The 18,395-nt window shown below is 63.7% G+C and carries 21 protein-coding genes; 4 read left to right on the top strand and 17 right to left on the bottom strand.

All coding sequences use genetic code 11. The features are described from left to right. Positions 1–98: 98 nt before the first annotated feature. Complete coding sequence (gene ruvC, locus DY467_RS22370) at positions 99–623, bottom strand: crossover junction endodeoxyribonuclease RuvC (protein WP_107357407.1); 525 nt, start codon at positions 621–623, stop codon at positions 99–101. A gap of 329 nt (positions 624–952) precedes the next feature. Here ruvC and DY467_RS26575 point away from each other — a divergent pair, with 329 nt between their 5' ends. Beyond that, positions 953–1,126 carry a hypothetical protein gene (locus DY467_RS26575; RefSeq protein WP_234820117.1) on the top strand — a complete coding sequence of 58 codons (174 nt, stop codon included), beginning with the start codon at positions 953–955 and terminating at the stop codon, positions 1,124–1,126. A 45-nt stretch (positions 1,127–1,171) separates the two neighbouring features. Here DY467_RS26575 and DY467_RS22360 read toward each other — a convergent pair whose 3' ends face one another. Next, positions 1,172–1,918: a YebC/PmpR family DNA-binding transcriptional regulator gene (locus DY467_RS22360; RefSeq protein WP_164573973.1), complete on the bottom strand. Its 747-nt coding sequence runs from the start codon at positions 1,916–1,918 to the stop codon at positions 1,172–1,174. A 196-nt stretch (positions 1,919–2,114) separates the two neighbouring features. Here DY467_RS22360 and DY467_RS22355 point away from each other — a divergent pair, with 196 nt between their 5' ends. Then, positions 2,115–3,866: a methyl-accepting chemotaxis protein gene (locus DY467_RS22355; RefSeq protein ID WP_164639041.1), complete on the top strand. Its 1,752-nt coding sequence runs from the start codon at positions 2,115–2,117 to the stop codon at positions 3,864–3,866. 13 nt (positions 3,867–3,879) lie between these two features. Here DY467_RS22355 and DY467_RS22350 read toward each other — a convergent pair whose 3' ends face one another. The 8 genes from DY467_RS22350 to DY467_RS22315 form a co-directional block, all read right to left on the bottom strand. Then, complete coding sequence (locus tag DY467_RS22350) at positions 3,880–4,812, bottom strand: MBL fold metallo-hydrolase (RefSeq protein ID WP_164639040.1); 933 nt, start codon at positions 4,810–4,812, stop codon at positions 3,880–3,882. A gap of 189 nt (positions 4,813–5,001) precedes the next feature. Next, positions 5,002–6,216 carry an acyl-CoA dehydrogenase gene (locus tag DY467_RS22345; protein ID WP_107343256.1) on the bottom strand — a complete coding sequence of 405 codons (1,215 nt, stop codon included), beginning with the start codon at positions 6,214–6,216 and terminating at the stop codon, positions 5,002–5,004. 60 nt (positions 6,217–6,276) lie between these two features. Beyond that, positions 6,277–7,356, bottom strand: coding sequence for a 3,4-dihydroxy-2-butanone-4-phosphate synthase (gene ribB, locus DY467_RS22340; protein ID WP_164639038.1), 1,080 nt, complete (start codon positions 7,354–7,356; stop codon positions 6,277–6,279). Between the two features lie 133 nt (positions 7,357–7,489). After that, positions 7,490–7,861 carry a carboxymuconolactone decarboxylase family protein gene (locus DY467_RS22335; RefSeq protein ID WP_011156656.1) on the bottom strand — a complete coding sequence of 124 codons (372 nt, stop codon included), beginning with the start codon at positions 7,859–7,861 and terminating at the stop codon, positions 7,490–7,492. 75 nt (positions 7,862–7,936) lie between these two features. After that, positions 7,937–8,125 (bottom strand): YgaP family membrane protein, encoded by a 189-nt coding sequence (locus tag DY467_RS22330; RefSeq protein ID WP_107343254.1) that lies wholly within the window; start codon positions 8,123–8,125, stop codon positions 7,937–7,939. A gap of 115 nt (positions 8,126–8,240) precedes the next feature. Then, positions 8,241–8,915 (bottom strand): Crp/Fnr family transcriptional regulator, encoded by a 675-nt coding sequence (locus DY467_RS22325; RefSeq protein WP_164573897.1) that lies wholly within the window; start codon positions 8,913–8,915, stop codon positions 8,241–8,243. 147 nt (positions 8,916–9,062) lie between these two features. Further along, complete coding sequence (locus DY467_RS22320) at positions 9,063–9,323, bottom strand: PH domain-containing protein (RefSeq protein ID WP_164639036.1); 261 nt, start codon at positions 9,321–9,323, stop codon at positions 9,063–9,065. Between the two features lie 122 nt (positions 9,324–9,445). Next, positions 9,446–10,837, bottom strand: a complete 1,392-nt coding sequence (locus tag DY467_RS22315; RefSeq protein ID WP_164639034.1) for a methyl-accepting chemotaxis protein — start codon at positions 10,835–10,837, stop codon at positions 9,446–9,448. A gap of 793 nt (positions 10,838–11,630) precedes the next feature. Between DY467_RS22315 and DY467_RS22310 the strand changes: the two genes are divergently transcribed. After that, entirely contained in the window at positions 11,631–11,909 is a 279-nt protein-coding gene (locus DY467_RS22310; protein WP_164639032.1) for a hypothetical protein, read from the top strand. A gap of 43 nt (positions 11,910–11,952) precedes the next feature. On the opposite strand, the gene DY467_RS22305 is transcribed toward DY467_RS22310, so the two are convergent. The 7 genes from DY467_RS22305 to DY467_RS22275 all read right to left on the bottom strand — a co-directional run bounded on the left by DY467_RS22305 (position 11,953) and on the right by DY467_RS22275 (position 17,333). Next, positions 11,953–12,747: a lytic transglycosylase domain-containing protein gene (locus tag DY467_RS22305; RefSeq protein ID WP_164639030.1), complete on the bottom strand. Its 795-nt coding sequence runs from the start codon at positions 12,745–12,747 to the stop codon at positions 11,953–11,955. A gap of 2 nt (positions 12,748–12,749) precedes the next feature. Next, entirely contained in the window at positions 12,750–13,691 is a 942-nt protein-coding gene (locus DY467_RS22300) for a CsgG/HfaB family protein (RefSeq protein ID WP_107343249.1), read from the bottom strand. Positions 13,692–13,742: 51 nt separating this feature from the next. After that, the gene (locus DY467_RS22295; protein ID WP_107343248.1) at positions 13,743–14,159 is read right to left on the bottom strand and encodes a curli production assembly/transport component CsgF; all 417 of its coding nucleotides are present in this window, start codon (positions 14,157–14,159) and stop codon (positions 13,743–13,745) included. Continuing rightward, complete coding sequence (locus DY467_RS22290; protein WP_246701609.1) at positions 14,156–14,674, bottom strand: curlin subunit CsgB; 519 nt, start codon at positions 14,672–14,674, stop codon at positions 14,156–14,158. The genes DY467_RS22295 and DY467_RS22290 overlap by 4 nt, the downstream gene beginning before the upstream one ends. Next, complete coding sequence (gene csgH / locus DY467_RS22285) at positions 14,644–14,964, bottom strand: curli-like amyloid fiber formation chaperone CsgH (RefSeq protein ID WP_012494809.1); 321 nt, start codon at positions 14,962–14,964, stop codon at positions 14,644–14,646. The genes DY467_RS22290 and csgH overlap by 31 nt, the downstream gene beginning before the upstream one ends. Before the next feature lie 30 nt (positions 14,965–14,994). Beyond that, a complete protein-coding gene (locus tag DY467_RS26815; protein ID WP_164639027.1) occupies positions 14,995–16,302 on the bottom strand; it encodes a curlin in 1,308 nt (435 codons plus the stop codon). A 134-nt stretch (positions 16,303–16,436) separates the two neighbouring features. After that, the gene (locus DY467_RS22275; protein WP_164639023.1) at positions 16,437–17,333 is read right to left on the bottom strand and encodes a hypothetical protein; all 897 of its coding nucleotides are present in this window, start codon (positions 17,331–17,333) and stop codon (positions 16,437–16,439) included. Positions 17,334–17,863: 530 nt separating this feature from the next. Between DY467_RS22275 and DY467_RS22270 the strand changes: the two genes are divergently transcribed. Further along, on the top strand, positions 17,864–18,340 hold the full coding sequence (locus DY467_RS22270; protein WP_246701608.1) for a hypothetical protein: 477 nt from the start codon (positions 17,864–17,866) through the stop codon (positions 18,338–18,340). Positions 18,341–18,395 lie beyond the last annotated feature (55 nt).

Below are 18,395 nucleotides of genomic sequence, written 5' to 3'. Positions count from 1 at the left end.
CACTTGCACTGTGCCCGCGTCGCCCCCACCCCTGCCCTCTCCCGCAAGCGGGAGAGGGAGCAGTCTGTGTGCGGGGAGAGGCATTGCTCCGCGCATGCTCACGCCCCCACCGCCTTCAGCCGCTGCGCGGCGCCGCGGTGGTGGGCGTGGGTGATGGCGATCGCCAGCGCATCGGCGGCGTCGGCGCTTTTCGGATCGGCTTTGGGCAGCAGGATCTTCAGCATCATCTGGATCTGGGTCTTGTCGGCATGGCCGGCGCCGACCACCGTCTTCTTCACAAGATTGGGCGCGTATTCGGCGACCAGGAGGCCGCGCATCGCCGGCACCAGCATCGCGACGCCGCGCGCCTGGCCGAGCTTCAGTGTCGCGGCGCCATCCTTGTTGACGAACGTCTGCTCGACCGCGGCCTCAGCCGGCGCGTGCTCAGCCAGAACTTTTGTCAGCCCGTCATGGATCGCCAGCAGCCGCTCGGCCAGCGGCAACGTATCACGCGGTTCCACCGTGCCGCACGCGACATAGACCAGCCGATTGCCCTCGCTCTCGACCACGCCCCAGCCGGTGCGGCGAAGGCCGGGGTCGATGCCAAGGATGCGGATCGGGCTACGAATCGACGCTGGGGTCATGTTCATGTGATAGCGCCGAAAATCTTAAGAACAAAATAGCAACGGCGCGCTGAGCTGAGCTCTCCCCAGCGCCGCATCGAGAGTCCCCGGCAAACGCGGCGCCCCTGGTGCAAACCCGAGGTGAGCGGATTGTGTTTTACAACCTAAAGTTGTGATGATTGCATAGCGCTATCGGAGATAGCCGATAGGAGAGCATCATGAGCCGAGTTATCACTCACGGTCAGGTTAAACGGGTTGCGGAAACTGACGCCTACGCAGTGCCGGTGGAGAGCCTGACTTTTCCCACTCTCGCGCCGGTCGGCCCTTTGCCACCGGCCGGAACAGCGGGCGTGCTCATCACCCAACGCGTGCCGAACACGCCTTACACGCCGGCTCCGCCGCCGCCACCACCGGTGCCGGCGAACCAGACCATCATCTACGAGGACGGAAACAACAACAACACCATCTACATGCGAGTGGTGTCGGTGGTCGGGCCTGCGAAGTACAACATCGCGGTGCTTTAAAGCGACAAGTCATGGATGCGCGGCCGAGCGGCCGCGCAGTCCTGATCAGCCGGCCATCTTCGCCATCAGGGCGTCGGAGACTTCGAAGTTGGCGTAGACGTTCTGAACGTCATCGTGGTCGTTGAGAGCGTCCATCAGCTTGAACAGCTTCTCGCCGGTCTCGTCATCGACCGCGACCGTGTTCTGCGGCTTCCAGATCACCGCCGCCTTGCGGGCCTCGCCGAACTTGGCTTCGAGCGCCTTGGCGACATCACGGAAGGTTTCCTGCGAGGCATAGACCTCGTGGCCGGCCTCCGACGACACCACGTCGTCCGCGCCGGCTTCGATCGCCGCATCGAGCATATCGTCGGCCGAGGCCTTGTCGGCGTCGTATTCGACGATACCGACGCGGTCGAACATGAACGACACCGAGCCGGTTTCGCCGAGGTTGCCGCCCGACTTGGTGAAGAACGAGCGGATATCCGACGCGGCACGATTCCGGTTGTCGGTCAGCGCTTCGACGATCACCGCGACGCCGCCGGGGCCGTAGCCCTCGTAGCGGATCTCATCGTAGTTCTCGCTGTCGCCGCCGATCGCCTTCTTGATCGCGCGCTCGATGTTGTCCTTCGGCATGTTTTCCGCACGCGCCGCCAGCACCGCGGCCCGCAGCCGGGGGTTCATCGCCGGGTCGGGGGTGCCGAGCTTGGCGGCGACGGTGATTTCGCGGGCGAGCTTGCTGAACAGCTTGGACCGCTGTGCGTCCTGGCGGCCCTTGCGGTGCATAATGTTCTTAAATTGCGAATGTCCGGCCATGCGCTCTCTCTCGCGGGTCGATCCGTTGGAATTTCGGGCTGCGGCGCGGGGTTATAAGCGGCGCATCCGCCAAAATCAAAGACTTGCCGCCGCCGTCCGGCGCGAAATCCGTAATTCCACTGAAAGAAAATTTAACCGTAACTTCACGGGGCGCCGCGAGAGTAGCAGGCTATGTTCTAGTTCTGCGGGAGGAACCATGGCGTTCGGCCTATTTCGCAAGCGGTCGCCGGAAACGGCGGCCCTGAACGTCGTGGTAGCTTCGCCTCCGGCAGCCGCCGAACCGACGGTCGCGGAGGCCGATTCCGCCCGCGAAATCCTCGAATTGCTGGAGTTGGAGCTCGGCTCGCTGATTCGGCAGCTCGAACGCGCCGCCCATTCCGTGACCACCGGCGTGCAGTCGACCACCGCGACGCTGCACACCATCCGCGAGCGCACCGACGCCCTCACCGGCCGGACCAGCGCGGCCCAGGCGACCGCCAGCTCGTTCTCCGAGGCCGCCGACAAATTCACCCATTCGGCCCACGGCATCGGCGCCCAGGTCCGCCAGGCGTCACAGCTCGCCGACGACGCCAGCGCGGCCGCCAATGAGGCTACGGCCAATGTCGAGCGGCTGCGCGATTCGTCGGCCGCGATTGGCAACGTGGTCAATCTGATCTCCCAGATCGCCCGCCAGACCACGCTGCTGGCATTGAACTCGACGATCGAGGCGGCGCGCGCGGGCGCGGCCGGCCGCGGCTTTGCCGTGGTGGCGACCGAGGTGAAGGCGCTGGCGGTGCAAACCCAGGAGGCAACCGAGGAGATCAAGCGCAAGATCGACGCGTTGCAGCGGGATGCCTCCAGTTCGGCCGATGCCGTCCATCGCATCACCAGCGCGATCGCGGCGATCAGGCCGGTGTTCGACACCGTCAACGGCGCGGTGGCCGAGCAGAACGCCACCACCGGCGACATCGCCGGCAACGCCACCTCGGCCTCGACCTTCATCGCCTCGGTCGGCGACAGCGCCGCAGAAATCGACAGCGCCACCCGCGAAGCCGAACAGCACGGCGACGAGGTCGCCCGCGCCGGCCAGAACGTTACCAACTTCGCCGACAAGCTGCGGGCGCGTACCGCAGTTCTGCTCAAGCTCGGCGACCGCGAGGATGTTCGGCGGCGCGAGAAGCTGCCGTGCCATCTGCAGATCAATCTCGACACCCCGCGCGGCAGGATCACCGCGCCGGTGTACGAGATCTCGATGGAAGGCGTGCTGATCAGCGGCCCGGCCACCGACACGCTGGCGACCGGCCAACAACTGGCCGCTGAGCTTCAGGACATCGGCGCCTGCCGCGTCCGCATCGCCGAGCAGGGCAAGGCCGGCGCCCTGGCGCGCTTCGTCGCGCCCGACGCGGGCCTGCAGGAGCGGATCGAGGACCGGCTGTGGGCGATCCGCGACGAGAACACCGAGTTCGTCACCCGCGCGATCGAGGCCGGGCATGAACTTGCGAAGATCTTCGAACGCGGCATTGCGTCCGGCGCGCTGACGCTGGAGCAGATGTTCGACGAAAACTACGTCGAGATCGCCGGCACCGATCCGAAGCAATACCGCACGCAATACCTCGATTGGGCCGACCGCGCGTTGCCGCCGTTCCAGGAAAGCTTCCTGGCCAAGGATCCACGGATGGCGTTCTGCGTGATGATCGACCGTAACGGCTATCTGCCGGTGCACAACAAGCTGTATTCGCAGCCGCAGCGGCCGGGGGATGTCGCCTTCAACACCGCCAATTCACGTAATCGCCGGATATTCAACGACCCGGCCGGGCTTGCCGCAGGACGCAATACCCGCTCGTTCCTGATCCAGAGCTACGCCCGTGACATGGGCGGCGGCCAGACCGTGATGATGCGCGAGATCGACGTGCCGGTGCGCGTACGTGGCCGGCACTGGGGAGGCTTCCGCACCGCCTACAAGCTTTAAGCAAAGGGCGACGCTAGCCGGCGAGGCGGTAGCGACCGCTGATCACCGGGTCGCCCTCGGTGGCGACAACACCGCGCATGACCAGATCTTCCAGATGCGCCAGCACCGAGTAACCGGCGGCGCTGACGAGCCGCGGGTCGATGCCGATATAGATCGCCCGCACCATGCTGGGGATATCGGTCTCGCCCTTGCCGAGGCGATGCAGGATCGAAGCTTCCCGCGCCAGCCGGTGCCGCTTCAGGAACCGCGAGTAGCGCGGGCCCTCGGGGATCTCGGCGCCGTGACCGGAGAGATAGAGCTGCTCATCGCGGCCGATCAGCCGGTCGAGCGACGCCATGTAGTCCGGCATCGAGCCGTCCGGCGGCGCCACGATGGTAGTCGACCAACCCATGATATGATCGCCGACGAACAGCGCATCACCCTCGCGCCATGCGAACGCCATGTGGTTGGCGGTGTGGCCGGGCGTCGCCACCGACTCGATGGTCCAGCCGTCGCCTTCGATCATGTCGCCGTCGCGGATTTCGACGTCCGGCTTGAAGTTGCGGTCGGCGCCGGACTCGGTCGACACCGTCTCGCTCTCGAAATACGGCCGCGACGCCCGATGCGGCCCTTCGGCATAGACGGTGGCGCCGGTCGCCTGCTTGATCAGCGGCGTGCCGGGCGAATGGTCCTTGTGGGTGTGGGTAACCAGGATGTGCGTGACGGTCTCGCCTTTGACGGCGTCCAGCAGCGCATTGGCATGGGCCTCGTCCGCAGGACCCGGATCGATGATCGCCACCTTGCCCCGGCCGACGATGTAGCTGACGGTGCCGGTGAAGGTGAACGGCGACGGGTTGTTGCACAACACGCGGCGCAGGCCGGGACGGATTTCCTCGACGACGCCCGGCTGCAATCCGAACTCGCGATTGAACGGAACGTCGTCCTCGGGGCGATTCTCGTCGCTCATGGCGTTTCCAACCAAATTTGATTGTTATTGGTTCTTACCAACTTACCCGGAAAGTCATCCCCCGCATATGCGGGGGATCCAGTACTCACCGCCATCGCATATAGCGGACGCTCTGGGATACTGGGTCGCCCGCCTACGTGGGCGATGACGGCAGAGCGGGAAACAGTGGGCGCGGACTTACGCCCCGTCCTACGCGAATGCCTGCAGCCCAGTGATGGCGCGGCCGAGGATCAGCGCGTGCACGTCGTGGGTGCCCTCGTAGGTGTTCACCGTCTCGAGGTTCTGGGCGTGGCGCATCACGTGGTACTCGATCTGGATGCCGTTGCCGCCGTGCATGTCGCGGGCCATGCGGGCGATGTCCAGCGCCTTGCCGCAATTGTTGCGCTTGACGATCGAGATCATCTCCGGGGCCATCTTGCCCTCGTCCATCAACCGGCCGACGCGCAAGCTGGCCTGCAGGCCGAGGGTGATCTCGGTCTCCATGTCGGCGAGCTTCTTCTGCACCAGCTGGGTCGCAGCCAGCGGACGATTGAACTGCTTACGGTCGAGCGTGTACTGCCGGGCGCGGTGGAAGCAATCCTCCGCGGCCCCCATCGCGCCCCAGGAGATGCCGTAGCGCGCGCGGTTGAGGCAACCGAACGGACCCTTGAGGCCCGACACGTTCGGCAGCAGCGCGTCTTCCGGAACGACCACGCCGTCCATCACGATCTCGCCGGTGATCGAGGCGCGCAAGGAGAGCTTGCCGCCGACCTTCGGAGCCGACAGGCCCTTCATGCCCTTCTCGAGGATGAAGCCGCGGATCTGGTTGTCGTGCGCGGCCGACTTCGCCCACACCACAAACACATCGGCGATCGGCGCGTTCGAGATCCACATCTTGCTGCCGGTGAGGCGATAGCCGTCGGCAACCTTCTCCGCCTTGGTCTTCATGCCGCCGGGATCAGAGCCGGCGTCCGGCTCGGTCAGGCCGAAGCAGCCGACCCATTCGCCGGAGGCGAGCTTGGGCAGATACTTCTTGCGCTGGTTCTCATCGCCATAGGCGTAGATCGGATACATCACCAGCGACGACTGCACGCTGTTCATCGAGCGATAGCCGCTGTCGACCCGCTCGATCTCGCGCGCCACCAGGCCGTAGGCGACGTAGCTGGCATTGGCGCAGCCGTATTCTTCCGGCAGCGTGACGCCGATCAGGCCGAGCGAGCCCATCTCATTGAAGATCTCGCGATCGGTCTTCTCTTCGAGATACGCCTGATTGACGCGGGGCAGAAGTTTGTCCTGAGCATAAGCGCGCGCGGTATCGCGGATCATCCGCTCGTCTTCGGTGAGCTGGTCTTCCAGCAGCAGCGGATCGTCCCACTTGAAGCTCGCCGGAGCCGGCTTGTCCTTGGTTTGCGCGCGCACGCTCATCGATTGTCCTTTCAGACCTTGCCGCATCGGGCGACGTTGATGGGGAGGGTAAGACCTCGGTCAGGTGCCTTCAAGGTGCTCGTTGCCGACGATTTCGATGCCGAAACCGGACAGGCCCTTGTAGTCGATCTGCGACGTGGTGAGATGACGGATCGACGTCACGCCGAGATCACGCAGGATCTGCGCACCAACGCCGATCTCGCGCCATTGCCGATGCCGGTCGGCTTCGGCGGTCTTCTGCTCGTCGAGCGGAGCGACCGGCACACCCGCAGCGCCGTCGCGCAGATAGATCAGCACGCCGGAACCGTTCGCCTTGAAATGGTCGAGCACGGCCTGCATCCGCCGAGCCCCAGTGAACAGCTCCTTGACGATGTTCGGCTTGTGGAACCGGGTCAGCACATTCTTGCCGTCGCCGATCCCATTGTAGACGCAGGCCACATGGGCGATCTCGTCGAACGGCGAGCGGTAAGCATACCCCTGCATCGGCCCGATCGGACTGTCGATCGGAAACGTCGCGACGCGCTCGATCAGCTTCTCGCGCGCCTGACGGTACGAAATCAGATCCGCGATCGTGACCAGCTTGAGATTGTGCTTCTTGGCAAACTCGACGACCTGCGCACCCTTGGTGACGGTGCCGTCGTCGTTCATCAGTTCGCTGATGACGCCGACCGGCGGCAGCCCGGCGAGCTTGCAGAGGTCAACCGCGGCCTCGGTGTGGCCGGAACGGAGCAGCACGCCGCCCTCGCGCGCGATCAGCGGGAAGATGTGGCCGGGCCGGGCGAAGTCGTTGGCGCCGGCGTTCGGATTGGCCAGCGCGCGGCAGCACGAGGCGCGCTCGTCCGCCGAGATGCCGGTGCCGTTGTCCGGCTTGTAGTCGATCGAGACCGTGAACGCGGTGGTATGGTTGCTGTCGTTGTGTGCCACCATCGGGTCGAGCCGCAGTCGCCGCGCATCGTCCATGGTGATCGGCGCGCAGACGATGCCCGAGGTGTGGCGGATGATGAACGCCATCTTCTCCGCGGTGCACAGCGAGGCGGCGACCACCAGATCGCCTTCTCCCTCACGATCGTCGTCATCGGTGACGACGACAATTTCGCCGGCGGAAAAGGCTTGCAGAACTTCTTGGATGGGGTGCGCCATGGTCGGATCTCTGAGACAGGACCCGACCATATGACGCAGCGCGGGCGGCGACGCAAGGCGCGCGACGGAGCGGCCGCCTTGCGTGAAATTCCCTACCGCAGAGCGGAATTGAAGGGCCGCGCGCGGTTGGCGGTTACTCCGCAGGCGAAGCCGCTGCGGCCTTCTTCTTGACGAACTGATCGTAAGCCTCGACCGCCTGGGCGGCATACATCACGCTCGGGCCAGCGCCCATGTAGATCGCCATGCCCATCGTCTCCATCACCTCGTCGCGGGTCGCGCCGTGCTTCACCGCAGCTTCAGCGTGGAAGCCGATGCAGCCGTCGCACCGCGTCGCCACGGAGATCGCCAGAGCGATAAGCTCCTTGGTCTTGGTATCGAGCGCATTGGCCTTGAGCGCGGCCTGGGCGATCGCCGAGAAGCCCTTCATGACGTCCGGCGCGCCGGTGCGGACTTCGCGCAGCGCCACCGACAACTCGCCCGTCAGATCGATCCAGTTCTTGTGCATGGTTTCACCTATTCAACAAAGGCAACTCCCGGGAGCGGGCTGCGCCGCCCCGAGAGCCACACTTGGGTAGTGACGTCAAGACTTGGTCGAGCAGGTCTTGATGCCGAGCAGCGTGTAGGCCGGGCAGAAGCCGATGCCCGCGGTCAGCAGCGGGACGACGCCGATCCAGGCCCAGATCGGACCGCCGGTCAGCGCCCAGTAGATCAGGCCGGCGCCGACGATGGCGCGCAGCAGACGGTCGATCATTCCCATGTTCACAGTCATCTTCGTTTCCCCTCGCTCGGTTGAGTGACACGCTCGTTCTAGGGCGGGCCACCATCACGGTCTGTGACCAAGTCACCGGCGACGAAGGATCGGTCGAAAATCTGCGAATAGAGGTTCAGCGGGCGGCTTGCGCGGCAGCCCGCAGCGGGGCGGCATTGCGCAGTTCGACACGTCCGCGTCCGAGGCTGACCCAGCCGCGGCGCTCGAACGTCTTGAGATGACGGCTGACGACTTCGCGCGCCGAGCCGATCTCGGCGGCCAGTTGGGCGTGGGTGATCGACAATTCGCGGCCATCCGCCGCAAGTGCCAGCAGGCGTGAGGCCAGCCGCGTCTCGATCGAGGCGAACGCCACGTTTTGGATCACCGCCATCAGATCCGCCATCCGTGCCGCCTGGGCATTGAATACGAAACTGCGGAATTGCGCCGAGCGGCCCATCAGGTCGTGGAAGGTCGCAGCGGGCAGGCCCACCGCTTCCACCGGGCTTTCGGTCACCGCGAATGCGCTGTAGCTGTCCGAGGCGAGCAGCGCCAAGGTGGTGAGAATGCAGATGCTTCCCGGGCCGAGCCGGTACAGCACGATCTCGTTGCCGGCCGGATCGAGCTGAAACACGCGGACCGTGCCGCGGCACACCAGGATGAACATGCCGCAGGGTTGGTCCGGCGCGAACACCGAAGCGCCGGCAGGCAGGCTCATAGCCATGGCTGCCTGCGCAAGCGAGGTTCGTTCCGTCTCCGGCAGTTCCCCCAGGGCCGGGAAACCGCGCAACCAATCCAATGCAGGCAAGCTCATCGCGACCAACCAGGTTCACGCTCGACCTGCCGAAGATAGGGGCCAGGACCGCAGCGCCCGGTTGATCTTAATCAACCAGGCACTGTGGCGACCAGCCGCGGCCTGATGCGCGAAGTTGCTCGCGGACGTGTGAACGTCGATAGACGCTTACGGATTGTCCGTCGCCGTCGACGGGCCGGAGATGACGTCGCCGTCGCGATGGCGCCAATAGCGGGCCCGCAGGCGGGGAGCGATCCACCACGCAATCGGCGCAGCCAGAATGAAGCTCGCGATAACCGCCATCGGCACCCAGTCCATGGCGTTCCGCGCCAAAGCCGGTATCGTCATGATCGACACCATGCCAATGCCGAACAGCACGGCGTTGGTCATCATGTACACGAGCGAAGCGATACGCAATCGGTTGGACATTTGAACCTCCTGTTGCGGGTTCAATGTCCTCGTAGCGCCGCTTGTTCCGGCGGAACCGCGACCTCGCGGTCGCAGGAGTGCTCGTGAGCTACCGCGTGGGCTCGGAGGGCCGATCCCCGCCGCTATGCTGCGTTTGATTTCCCGGCCGCGAGGAGAACAGCCATCTCATCCAGTGCCGTAAAGACCTCCACGGAGGCCTTTTCCATCTTGTCGGCAGCGATCACAGCGGCCTCGAAATCGCCCGCCTGGAATCGCGTGACGGCTTCTTTCCCCGCAGCGTGGACAAGCAGATGCGGGTCGTGGATGCGACGGTAGGCCGGACTGTTCTTCAACGCTGGATCTTTCAGGCTCTCGTACCACTTGCCGAACCGGCAATCGTGATGATCCGGCAGGTCGCTGGCCTTCACCTCACCGCGTCGATTCAATGTGTCGATCACGCGCTTTTTGAAACTGGCGTGATCGGATCTGGCGAGTTGAACCTGCGTACGGTCGTCCACTTCCTGCGCGCGAGCCCGAAGCCGTGGCTGCACCACTTGGCCGACCCTATCCATGGTCACGGCGAGGCGTTCGATGGCCGACAGAGCATGGTTTGACATATTTGCCGTGGCGGTAATCGCCTGATCAACCTCCGTCGTCGCAGCCATCTGCTGCTGAACGACCGCTGCGACGGTTGCCATATTGTGCGAGACACGATTGACGGCCTCATTGATGCTCTTGATCATCGTCCCGGCGCCTTGAACGGAAGCGGATCCCGATTCGACGGTCTCGCCGCTTTCCCGCATCGCAGACACGATGTCCTTCATTCCGGACTGAAGCCCCAAGATCCGCTGCCGAATGTCCTCGGTCGCCTGCGCGGTCTGCGTCGAAAGAGCTTTGACCTCACCTGCAACGACCGAGAAGCCTCGGCCCGCTTCGCCGGCTCGGGCGGCCTCGATCGTGGCATTGAGGGCGAGGAGATTGGTCTGCCGGGCGATGGCGTCGATGGCCTTCACGATACCTGCGATGTCCTCGATCGAGCCATTCAAGGCGTCGACCTTGTGGCTGAGACCGCCTACCGCATCGGCCGACCGGCCAATCGAATCCACGGCCTGATCAGCCGCCACAACGCTCTCGTTCACGCGGTTGTGGACGTCGATGGCCTCATTCGCGACTTCCCCCGTCGCACGCCCGATCTCTGCGATCGATGACGAGAGCTCACTGACCGCGCCGGCGACCGCCTGCGTGCGACAACCAAGGTCCTGCATATCGGCATTCATCCGGGCGATGGCGAGCAGCGGCGTGGTCTGCGCGACCCATATATCCGCCAGCACAGAGAGCGAGGCAAAATGGTTGTCGTCGAGCATGGTGACGATCGGGAGAAGAGTCTTGGCGACCTCGTCCTCAGCCGCCTCTATCGGAGCGTGATCTCCATTGACGAGAAATCGGACAAGCTCCTGCAGGCGGGGCAGGACGTCGTCCTGCGGCTCGTTCTCGATTTCGGGCTGCGGTTTCTTGTTACGCCAATGATTGAACATGATGAGTCGTCTTCTGTGAGAGGCCGTGAGCGCGATCAGGTTCGGATGACCAAGAAGGGACGAGGCCGTTGTGAGTGTTATGCCTCGATATAAGCGGAGTGCTTTCGGGAGCTTAATGATCCCGCCCCGGTTAAGGCGCCCTCGTTGCACAGCGTCTCAGGACTTAGCACTGCGTCCAAATCGGACGTGACGCATCAATCGATGCCGCAAGTATCAACTTTTGGATAGTCGGCCTCTAACGGCTATCCACCGTCTATCCCGGCTCTGCTTTCAGTAGATTTATGATCAGAGGTCTCCGTCAGTACGGCCTCCGCCGCGATCGATTCGCGAAGGCTCTGATGGTGCTACGACGCCTGCCGGAAATCGCCTCGCGATCGCGGTGACGCCAGCCGATACTCCAGCCGGAATAAGCTCGCCGCAACCGGCGCCAAGTCTATGGCGTTCCGCGCTACAGCCTGATGTGATCATCGACATCATGCCGATACCGAACAGCACAGCGTTGGTTCTCATGGACCCGCGCGAGCGATGAGAAAACGGTTGGACATCTGAACCTCCTGTTGCGGGTTCAGCATCAATGATGCGAGAGTTGCCCCGAGAGGAACAGGACGTCCGCCTTCGACGTATCGCCACAGCGCGATAGTCAAAGGGCGGGTACTGGCATCGTCCGGTACGCGACTGACGTCGTACACCCAGCTCCGGCGCCCCTCAATCGCACGACGGTGCGATATTACTGACCGCTGTTGATTTTCGAAGTACTCGATGCTGTCGACAAGATCCTCAGGACTTCAACGCGATGTCTGATTTCCAGAGAATGCTGCTGGTCGGTGCCGCCGTGATGCTCGCCGACCCGGTGCAGGCGCAACTGTCGCCTAACCCGCGGGCGGTCAATGACTGCACGCTGCTGACCGACCCCACGGCGCTGCGCCGCTGCATCGAGAAGCAGCAGGGCGTGACGACATTCTCCGAGACGCCGCCGCCGCGGAGCGACGTTTCGCCGTTGCTGAAACGCGAGCGTGACTATTACCGCAACAGGGCCAACAAGCCGAAGCGCAGGCGCCACCGCATACCATGACGGCCGCATCGGCTGATCCGCACGACATCTTCGACCTGAAGCTTCAATACGCCGTCTGCAGAATGCAGCTGCGTCCGCCGGCCGCGACCGAGGCACACAGCTCCGCCTCGGCGGTCGGCTTCTTTGCGCCCTTGCGACCGGCCTCGGCGCGCGACGTTGCGCGCGGGACGGTCGGCGTTATCGCCGCGGCAGTCGCGCGGGGTGACGCGGCCGTTGCAAACGACGTGATCGGCGGCTTGGCAGGCACGGCTGCCGTGATAGCCGTCGCGTCGGCCCGGTTGGCGGCCCAATCCTCGGCACTGAAGCCAGTGATACGCAGCACGTAATCCTTGGTCTCGGCAGGCAGGTCGGAGCTGCCGCGCAGCCAGGCCGACACCCGACCGGCGCCGGCATTATAGGCGGCGGCGGCGAGGCCGAGATTGCCGAACTGGCGGCGCAAGTCGGCCAGGTAGCGTGCCGCAGCAGGGATCGCTTTGAATGGATCGAACGGATCGTCGAGCCCGCGCGCTGCGGCGGTCCCGGGCATGAATTGGGCGATGCCCATGGCGCCGGCGCGGCTCACCGCGAGCGTGAACATGGTGCTTTCCTGATTGAGCAGGCGGGTCAGGAATGCCGGCGGCAGGCCGTTGTCCTGCGCGGCTTGCGCGATTACGTGCGCCCATGGGGCGGTCGGGGCAACGGGCGCATCAAACGACGAGGCGCCGGCGCGCGCCGTCACCACCAAGCCGCCGGCATCGGCGACGCGCTGCTGCGCCATCGCACCGCCGCAACTCGCACCGATCGCGACCGCGGCAAGTGCCACTGTCCATAACCAGGCGAGACTGGCCCGCGCTGCCATGGTCAGCTCCGCGGCGCCCATTCCGGCGAATGATCGATCTTCTCCGCCTCGATCCGCTCCTCCTTGGTGAGATACGGCTTCATGAACGCCGGCTGCGGCTTGTCGCGGTCGAGATAGTCGCGGATCAACTTGGCTTCCATCACCGGATCGGAGAACCGCCACAGCTTGTCGCGCGCGCCCTCCATGATGGTAGAATACACTGCGAGGTCGATCGCCTGCCGCACAGCAAGCTGGGTCGGCTCGGTGCGGGTGATGCCGGCTTCGATCTGCAGCAGCTTGTCGAGCGCGACGTATTTGTACGTGTTGCCCTGCAACGACACCGAGTACACCGTCTTGGTGGTGGTGACGCTGGTCAGCACCTCGCCGGTCTGCACCGAGGCGACCCGCAGGGCAACGGTCACCATGTCGCGGCGAAACTTGGTGTCGGCGCCGATGCCGAGATAGTTGGCGCCGATGCCGCCGGTCATGTAGTTGGCATCGAACGCCACGATGCCGCCCTCGATCAGAAGTCCGGCGAAGCGCATCGGCGGCAGCGGCTTGGCGCGGTCGCGGTCGAACTCCTGGCGGGTGGCGCGCACCAATTGCCGCTCCTGCAGCAGATCGTTGAGGCCGTTACGCTCGACGACGCGGAACCAGGCGCCACCACCGGCGCGCTTCAACGCATCGATCGCCAGCCCGGCGCCGCCCTGGGTCACGGCACGCGAGAACACCGCCACGTTGTCGTTGGGCTCGTTCTTGCCGGTGAGATCGGGGAATTGATAGATCGCGATGTCGATCTTCTGCTTCGGCGGCGGCAAGGTCTCGAGATTGACACCAGTCGGCGACGGCGGCGTCACCACCGGCGGCTCCTCGAAGAACGCGTCGCGATGGCCGGGGCGCGTGCAGCCGGCGAGCAGAGCGGCCACTGCGGCGAGGCCAATGATCGATCTGAAATAACGTGTCACGCGAAATATCCTCAAACAACCTCCGGCCAACGCCGGCAGGTGAACACAGGGTCAATGCGTCACGGTCGGCAGACTGATCTGGGTGACGGTCGAACCGTCGTTGATCGTGATGTTGGTCTGACCGTCGACTTTGGCGAAGCTGATCGTGGTGCCCTGGAACGTGAAGGTGCCACTCTGCTGCGCGTTGGTGCCGAAGATCGCCTGGGTGACCTGGTTGGCGAGCGAGGCGTAGAGCTGGCTCTGCAGCTGCTGGGCAAAGATCTGCGACTGCGTCAGCTGCTGCGGCCCGCTGGTGGGCGCCGCGCGGTTGAAGTGATTGCCCGCGGTCGCCTGCTGCATCTGCCACGACCCGTTCAGCGGGCTGCCGCCGAACGCCGGATTGGTCGGGGTGTAAACCAGGCTGCCCGCATCCGCCCCGGCGGCACTGGCGCACAAGGCGAAGGCAGCGAGAATGCCGGCGTATTTCATCGATGACCTCCCATTTGTACGATGACGGCCCCGCCATTGTTGCCGACCTGGCTGAGGCCGTAGCTGAGATTGCTGCCGATCTGGGTGCTGCTGTAGGCGTTGCGGTTGCCGGTGACGTCAATCCTAGCGCTGTTGTTGTCGCCGATCTGACTGTTGTGCAGCACGTTCTGATTGCCGTTGACGGTGAAACTGGAGTCATTGCCGGAGCCGAGCTGCGACTGCAGCGTCACGTTCAACGAGCCGCGCACGTCGGACGTCGCGGAGTTCGCATTGCCGGTCTGGCTGACGATCGCCGTATTGTGGCTGCCGCTCGGCAGCGCGCCGTCGGCGACCGCCCCCTGCTGCGCCCGGTTCACAAGATAACCGGAAAAATCGGTGTAGAGATCGGCCGACTGCGCCGATGCCGTACCGACAAACGCCAAGCCCCCGAGCATCGCCGCGGCTACTCGCAGCACGGCTGTTCGCATCGCTCGCGTTGATGCGGTCATTTGACTGTCTCCGGATCGAGATCGCATTGAATGGTGATGTTGCCGAACGACACGTCCAGCTTGGCGGCGTATCGATTGGCGGTGCTGTAATCGAGCACGACGTTGCCGACGGTCACGCGCTGTTCGGCGACGGCGCTGAAGGCGCCAGCTTGTTTGATCCGCGAGGTCCCGGCTGCGCCGGTCTTGTCGACGGCCAGCGTGTAGCTGCCGCCACCGTCGCGCGCCGCAGTGATGACGCCGCGCAACGTGACATGGCCGCCACTGACCGCAGCCTCGACCTCACACTGAACAACCGGCGGGACTTGATCCACAGCCATGTGACTCTCCGCAACACGCCTACGGTTGTTTCAGTGCTGGGTCACCTTGATGACGTTGTGCACGCCGGTCTGATTGGTGACGGAGCGGTTGCCGTTGCCGGTCTGCGTCAGCGTCAGGCCGTTCAGGCTGCCGACCTGTGCGTACTGGGCCGTGTTGCCATTGCCGGTCTGTTCGGCGGTGACGGTGTTGAGCAGGCCGCCGGACTGCGACCCGTTGATGCTGTTGCCGTTGCCGTTCTGGGTCAGATAAGCGTCGTCGCCACCGCCGGACTGGCTACTGACAATGGTGTTTCCATACGAAGTCGATGTCTGCGAATAGCGGAGATATTCGCCGGCGCCGCTTTGGTTCGACGTCACGCTGTTGCCGATGCCCTTCTGCGTCCCGGTCAACTCGTTAACACTGCCCGATTGAATGTTGAGGGCGACGTTGAACGAACCGATCTGCGTCCCGTTGGCCGAGTTGCCGGTCCCCGACTGGAAGTTGCTGTAGCTGTTGTTGTCGCCGGTCTGCTTGATCGGCGTATCCGGCCCGAGCAGCGTGCGCTGTCCGGCGGCATTGCCGTTGTCGGTCTGCGACGAATAGAAGACGTTGCCGGAGCCGGACTGGTTGACGCCAGCGTTGAGCAGCGAGCCGTTCTGTCCAATCGTCACGTGATTGCCGTCGCCGCCGCCCTGCGCCACCGCAGCATAGGTCCAGCCCGACGTCGTGGTCTGGTTGACATCGATTGTACTGTTGTTGCCGGCGCTCGACTTGTAAGGCTTCGGGTTGCGGAGCGTCGTGTCGGGCAGACTGGTGTCCTGGCGGACATAGACCATGCCGTTGTTGCCGCTCTGCGACGCGTTGGTACGGTTGCCGGTACCGCCTTGGGCGATGTCGAACACGTTGTTCTTGCCGTTCTGCTGCAACGTGACCGCGCTGCCGTTGGCCGTGCCGTCCTGGCGAATGCCGTCGGTGATCGGGCCGTTGGTCCACGGAAGAAATGCGACGCCGTTCTTGGTGCCGGTCTGCTGCAGGTCGACGCTTGAATTATAGCCCGCCTGCGAAACCTCCGCCGAGTTCTGTTTACCGGATTGGAAGCCGGGCAGGCTCACGGCGAAGCGATTGTGATCGCCCGACTGCGTCACCGTCAGCGTGTTGCGGCCGCTGCCGCTACCGTTGTACTGACTGAACGGATTCGCCGCGGTGCCGACCTGATTGAAGCCGGCATGCGACTGGGTAATCGTCGCGTCCTGCGAGGTACCGGACTGATCGAGATAGACGACGTTGGAATCGGCCGAGGCCGAAACGGTCTGCAGCGCCAGCGCGCTGACGGAAATCAGGAAGATCGAACGTTTCACGGGCAATGCCCCCAAATCAAAATTCACCGAACGGTTCACGACGTCGAGCGGCCGGAAAATCCCGGCCGCCCTCGCGCCCGGACTGGAGCAAGGCGCGTACGCCTCACTCCGAAATCCGAACCAGGCGAAAATCGTCACTTCTGGATGATGGTCGCGATGCTGCCGATCCCGCTCTGAACGGTGTTCGACTGATTGTTATTGCCAGTCTGGGTCAGGTTCAGTTGGAGACCTGTGCCGCTCTGAGCGTAGTTCGCGTAGTTGTTGGTGCCGTACGCGACCCCATTCACGCCCTGATCGATGCTCACGGTGTTGCCACCACCATACTGGTAGCCGACGCTTCGGTTGTTGTAACCGATCTGGTAGATCCGAGCTTTCTCGTTGCCGTACTGAGTGCTGTCGATCTGGTTGTAGCTGCCGATCTGCGAAAAGTCACTCTTGTTCGCGTTGCCTGACTGCGTGGACTTGATCTGATTGTAATAGTACCCGTAGGTTCCGTCGTAGTAGAGCGCCTGCTGGATAGTCAACTCGTTCGAATTGCCCGACTGCGTGGCGGTGACGTTGTTCTGGTAGCCGCCCTGGCTGATGCTGAACAGATTGCTGTTCCCGCCCTGGCTGAGCGTGACATTGCTCTGATAGGCAGTGCCGTTCTGGGTGATCACATCGCTCGGCCCCACGTTCGACGTGGGCCGACCGTTGTCGTTCCCGTACTGCTGCAGCACGATGTTGCTGGCATAGCCGCTTTGGGTCAGGTGCGCCGTATTGTTGCTGCCGTACTGATAGCCGTTGGAAGTGCTGGCATTCGACGTGGACGTCTGGCTCACCGAGAGATAGTTACCAGCGTCACCGCTGGCGAGGGCTGCCTGGATGAACCAGCCGTTGTTGCCAACTGAGCTGGCCGCCCCTTCCTGGGTGATGTCGGCCTTCTGCTCCGTGCCGGATTGATTGAGATACACCGTGTTGTCGCTCGCCATCGCGGCGGTTGCGGACAGGGCCAGCACACTGGCCGTTACAAAAAACAGATTACGCTTCATCGACAAATACTCCCCTGTTGAAAGATCAATGCCGTATGTCCAGCAGGCCTTTGCCCGTCTGGAGCCCCGAATTGTTAGGGGGAAGCCAAAGGTTAAACAATGATTAAGTTGTGTCATTATGGGGCAAAACATGCTTTTAGCGATGTACACTTCATGAGTGAACTATACACTTCTAAGTAATTATCTCCTATTTCCCGAAATAGAACAGTTGATATTATCAGCCACACATCGATTAGCTGCTACTAATCAAGTAATAATTGTTGAGACCACTAGACGGCAGCAAGATTGGACTCGCGCCCTTCGAAGTTTCGGACTAGAAATTAACTAAGCGCCCAACCATGGGTGGTATCAAAATGATCCGTTTGATCTATGCGGCAGTGCTGGCTTCGAGTGCGGTCGGGGCGGCTCATGCACAGTCTTCACAGCCCGCTCCGGCGTCGAAGCCGGGGGCTGTCAACGTTGGTGGTAATCAATCACCATCGAGCCCCGGGCCGGCGGCCGCCGATTCGCCGAAATGCCCGGAAGCGTGCGTGCGCGCCAACAACGAGAAGGCCTCGGCGATCTGCGCCCGCAAGATCGAGGCGCAGGCTCCCGGCGACTTCGAGTGGATCAGCAGGCCCTTCTCCGGCATTTTCCAGCAGGCCGACCCATCCAAGCCGGACAACGCAATCGTCAATTATCGTGGCGACTCGATCCGCTTCCTGTCACCGCAGAAGGAGTGGGTTCGGGTCTCGTATGAATGCGCGTTCGATGCAGAGCGAGGCGCCGTGGTCGGCGTCCGCGTCCGCCCCGGCCGGCTCGACCAGCCAATGGCGCTGCAGGCCCCGCCGAGCGCCAATGGCCAGCCGCAACAGACTGGCCCGGTCAAGGCCGGTCCGTTGGCCGAGGCGATCCTGAAGGCCGCCAAGCAGCGTGGCGCACAACCGCAAAAGCCGCCGCCGCCCAAGGTCGGCGAACCAAGCCCGATCGACTTCACCCAGATCGATTCCCGCCGCGGCAGTTGGTGAATGCTGCGTCGGCGCAGCGATGCGCTCGTCCGCGTAAAGCAGCGGCCGCGTCGTG

This window comes from Rhodopseudomonas sp. BR0G17 (assembly GCF_010907025.1).
GTDB lineage: Bacteria > Pseudomonadota > Alphaproteobacteria > Rhizobiales > Xanthobacteraceae > Rhodopseudomonas > Rhodopseudomonas palustris_H.
This window is presented reverse-complemented; position numbering and strand designations above follow the sequence as displayed.

Excerpts from the sequence above, each read along its gene's own strand:
- DY467_RS22320 (WP_164639036.1), bottom strand. The coding sequence starts at position 9,323 with ATGTCCAACCGATTGCGTATCGCTTCGCTCGTGTACATGATGACCAAC.
- DY467_RS22290 (WP_246701609.1), bottom strand. The coding sequence starts at position 14,674 with ATGCGATCTCGATCCGGAGACAGTCAAATGACCGCATCAACGCGAGCG.
- DY467_RS22305 (WP_164639030.1), bottom strand. The coding sequence starts at position 12,747 with ATGGCAGCGCGGGCCAGTCTCGCCTGGTTATGGACAGTGGCACTTGCC.
- DY467_RS22330 (WP_107343254.1), bottom strand. The coding sequence starts at position 8,125 with ATGACTGTGAACATGGGAATGATCGACCGTCTGCTGCGCGCCATCGTC.
- DY467_RS22360 (WP_164573973.1), bottom strand. The coding sequence starts at position 1,918 with ATGGCCGGACATTCGCAATTTAAGAACATTATGCACCGCAAGGGCCGC.
- ribB (WP_164639038.1), bottom strand. The coding sequence starts at position 7,356 with ATGGCGCACCCCATCCAAGAAGTTCTGCAAGCCTTTTCCGCCGGCGAA.
- ruvC (WP_107357407.1), bottom strand. The coding sequence starts at position 623 with ATGACCCCAGCGTCGATTCGTAGCCCGATCCGCATCCTTGGCATCGAC.
- DY467_RS22310 (WP_164639032.1), top strand. The coding sequence starts at position 11,631 with ATGTCTGATTTCCAGAGAATGCTGCTGGTCGGTGCCGCCGTGATGCTC.
- DY467_RS22355 (WP_164639041.1), top strand. The coding sequence starts at position 2,115 with ATGGCGTTCGGCCTATTTCGCAAGCGGTCGCCGGAAACGGCGGCCCTG.
- DY467_RS22325 (WP_164573897.1), bottom strand. The coding sequence starts at position 8,915 with ATGAGCTTGCCTGCATTGGATTGGTTGCGCGGTTTCCCGGCCCTGGGG.
- DY467_RS22315 (WP_164639034.1), bottom strand. The coding sequence starts at position 10,837 with ATGTTCAATCATTGGCGTAACAAGAAACCGCAGCCCGAAATCGAGAAC.
- DY467_RS22275 (WP_164639023.1), bottom strand. The coding sequence starts at position 17,333 with ATGAAGCGTAATCTGTTTTTTGTAACGGCCAGTGTGCTGGCCCTGTCC.
- DY467_RS22350 (WP_164639040.1), bottom strand. The coding sequence starts at position 4,812 with ATGAGCGACGAGAATCGCCCCGAGGACGACGTTCCGTTCAATCGCGAG.
- DY467_RS22335 (WP_011156656.1), bottom strand. The coding sequence starts at position 7,861 with ATGCACAAGAACTGGATCGATCTGACGGGCGAGTTGTCGGTGGCGCTG.
- DY467_RS22295 (WP_107343248.1), bottom strand. The coding sequence starts at position 14,159 with ATGAAATACGCCGGCATTCTCGCTGCCTTCGCCTTGTGCGCCAGTGCC.
- csgH (WP_012494809.1), bottom strand. The coding sequence starts at position 14,964 with ATGGCTGTGGATCAAGTCCCGCCGGTTGTTCAGTGTGAGGTCGAGGCT.
- DY467_RS22345 (WP_107343256.1), bottom strand. The coding sequence starts at position 6,216 with ATGAGCGTGCGCGCGCAAACCAAGGACAAGCCGGCTCCGGCGAGCTTC.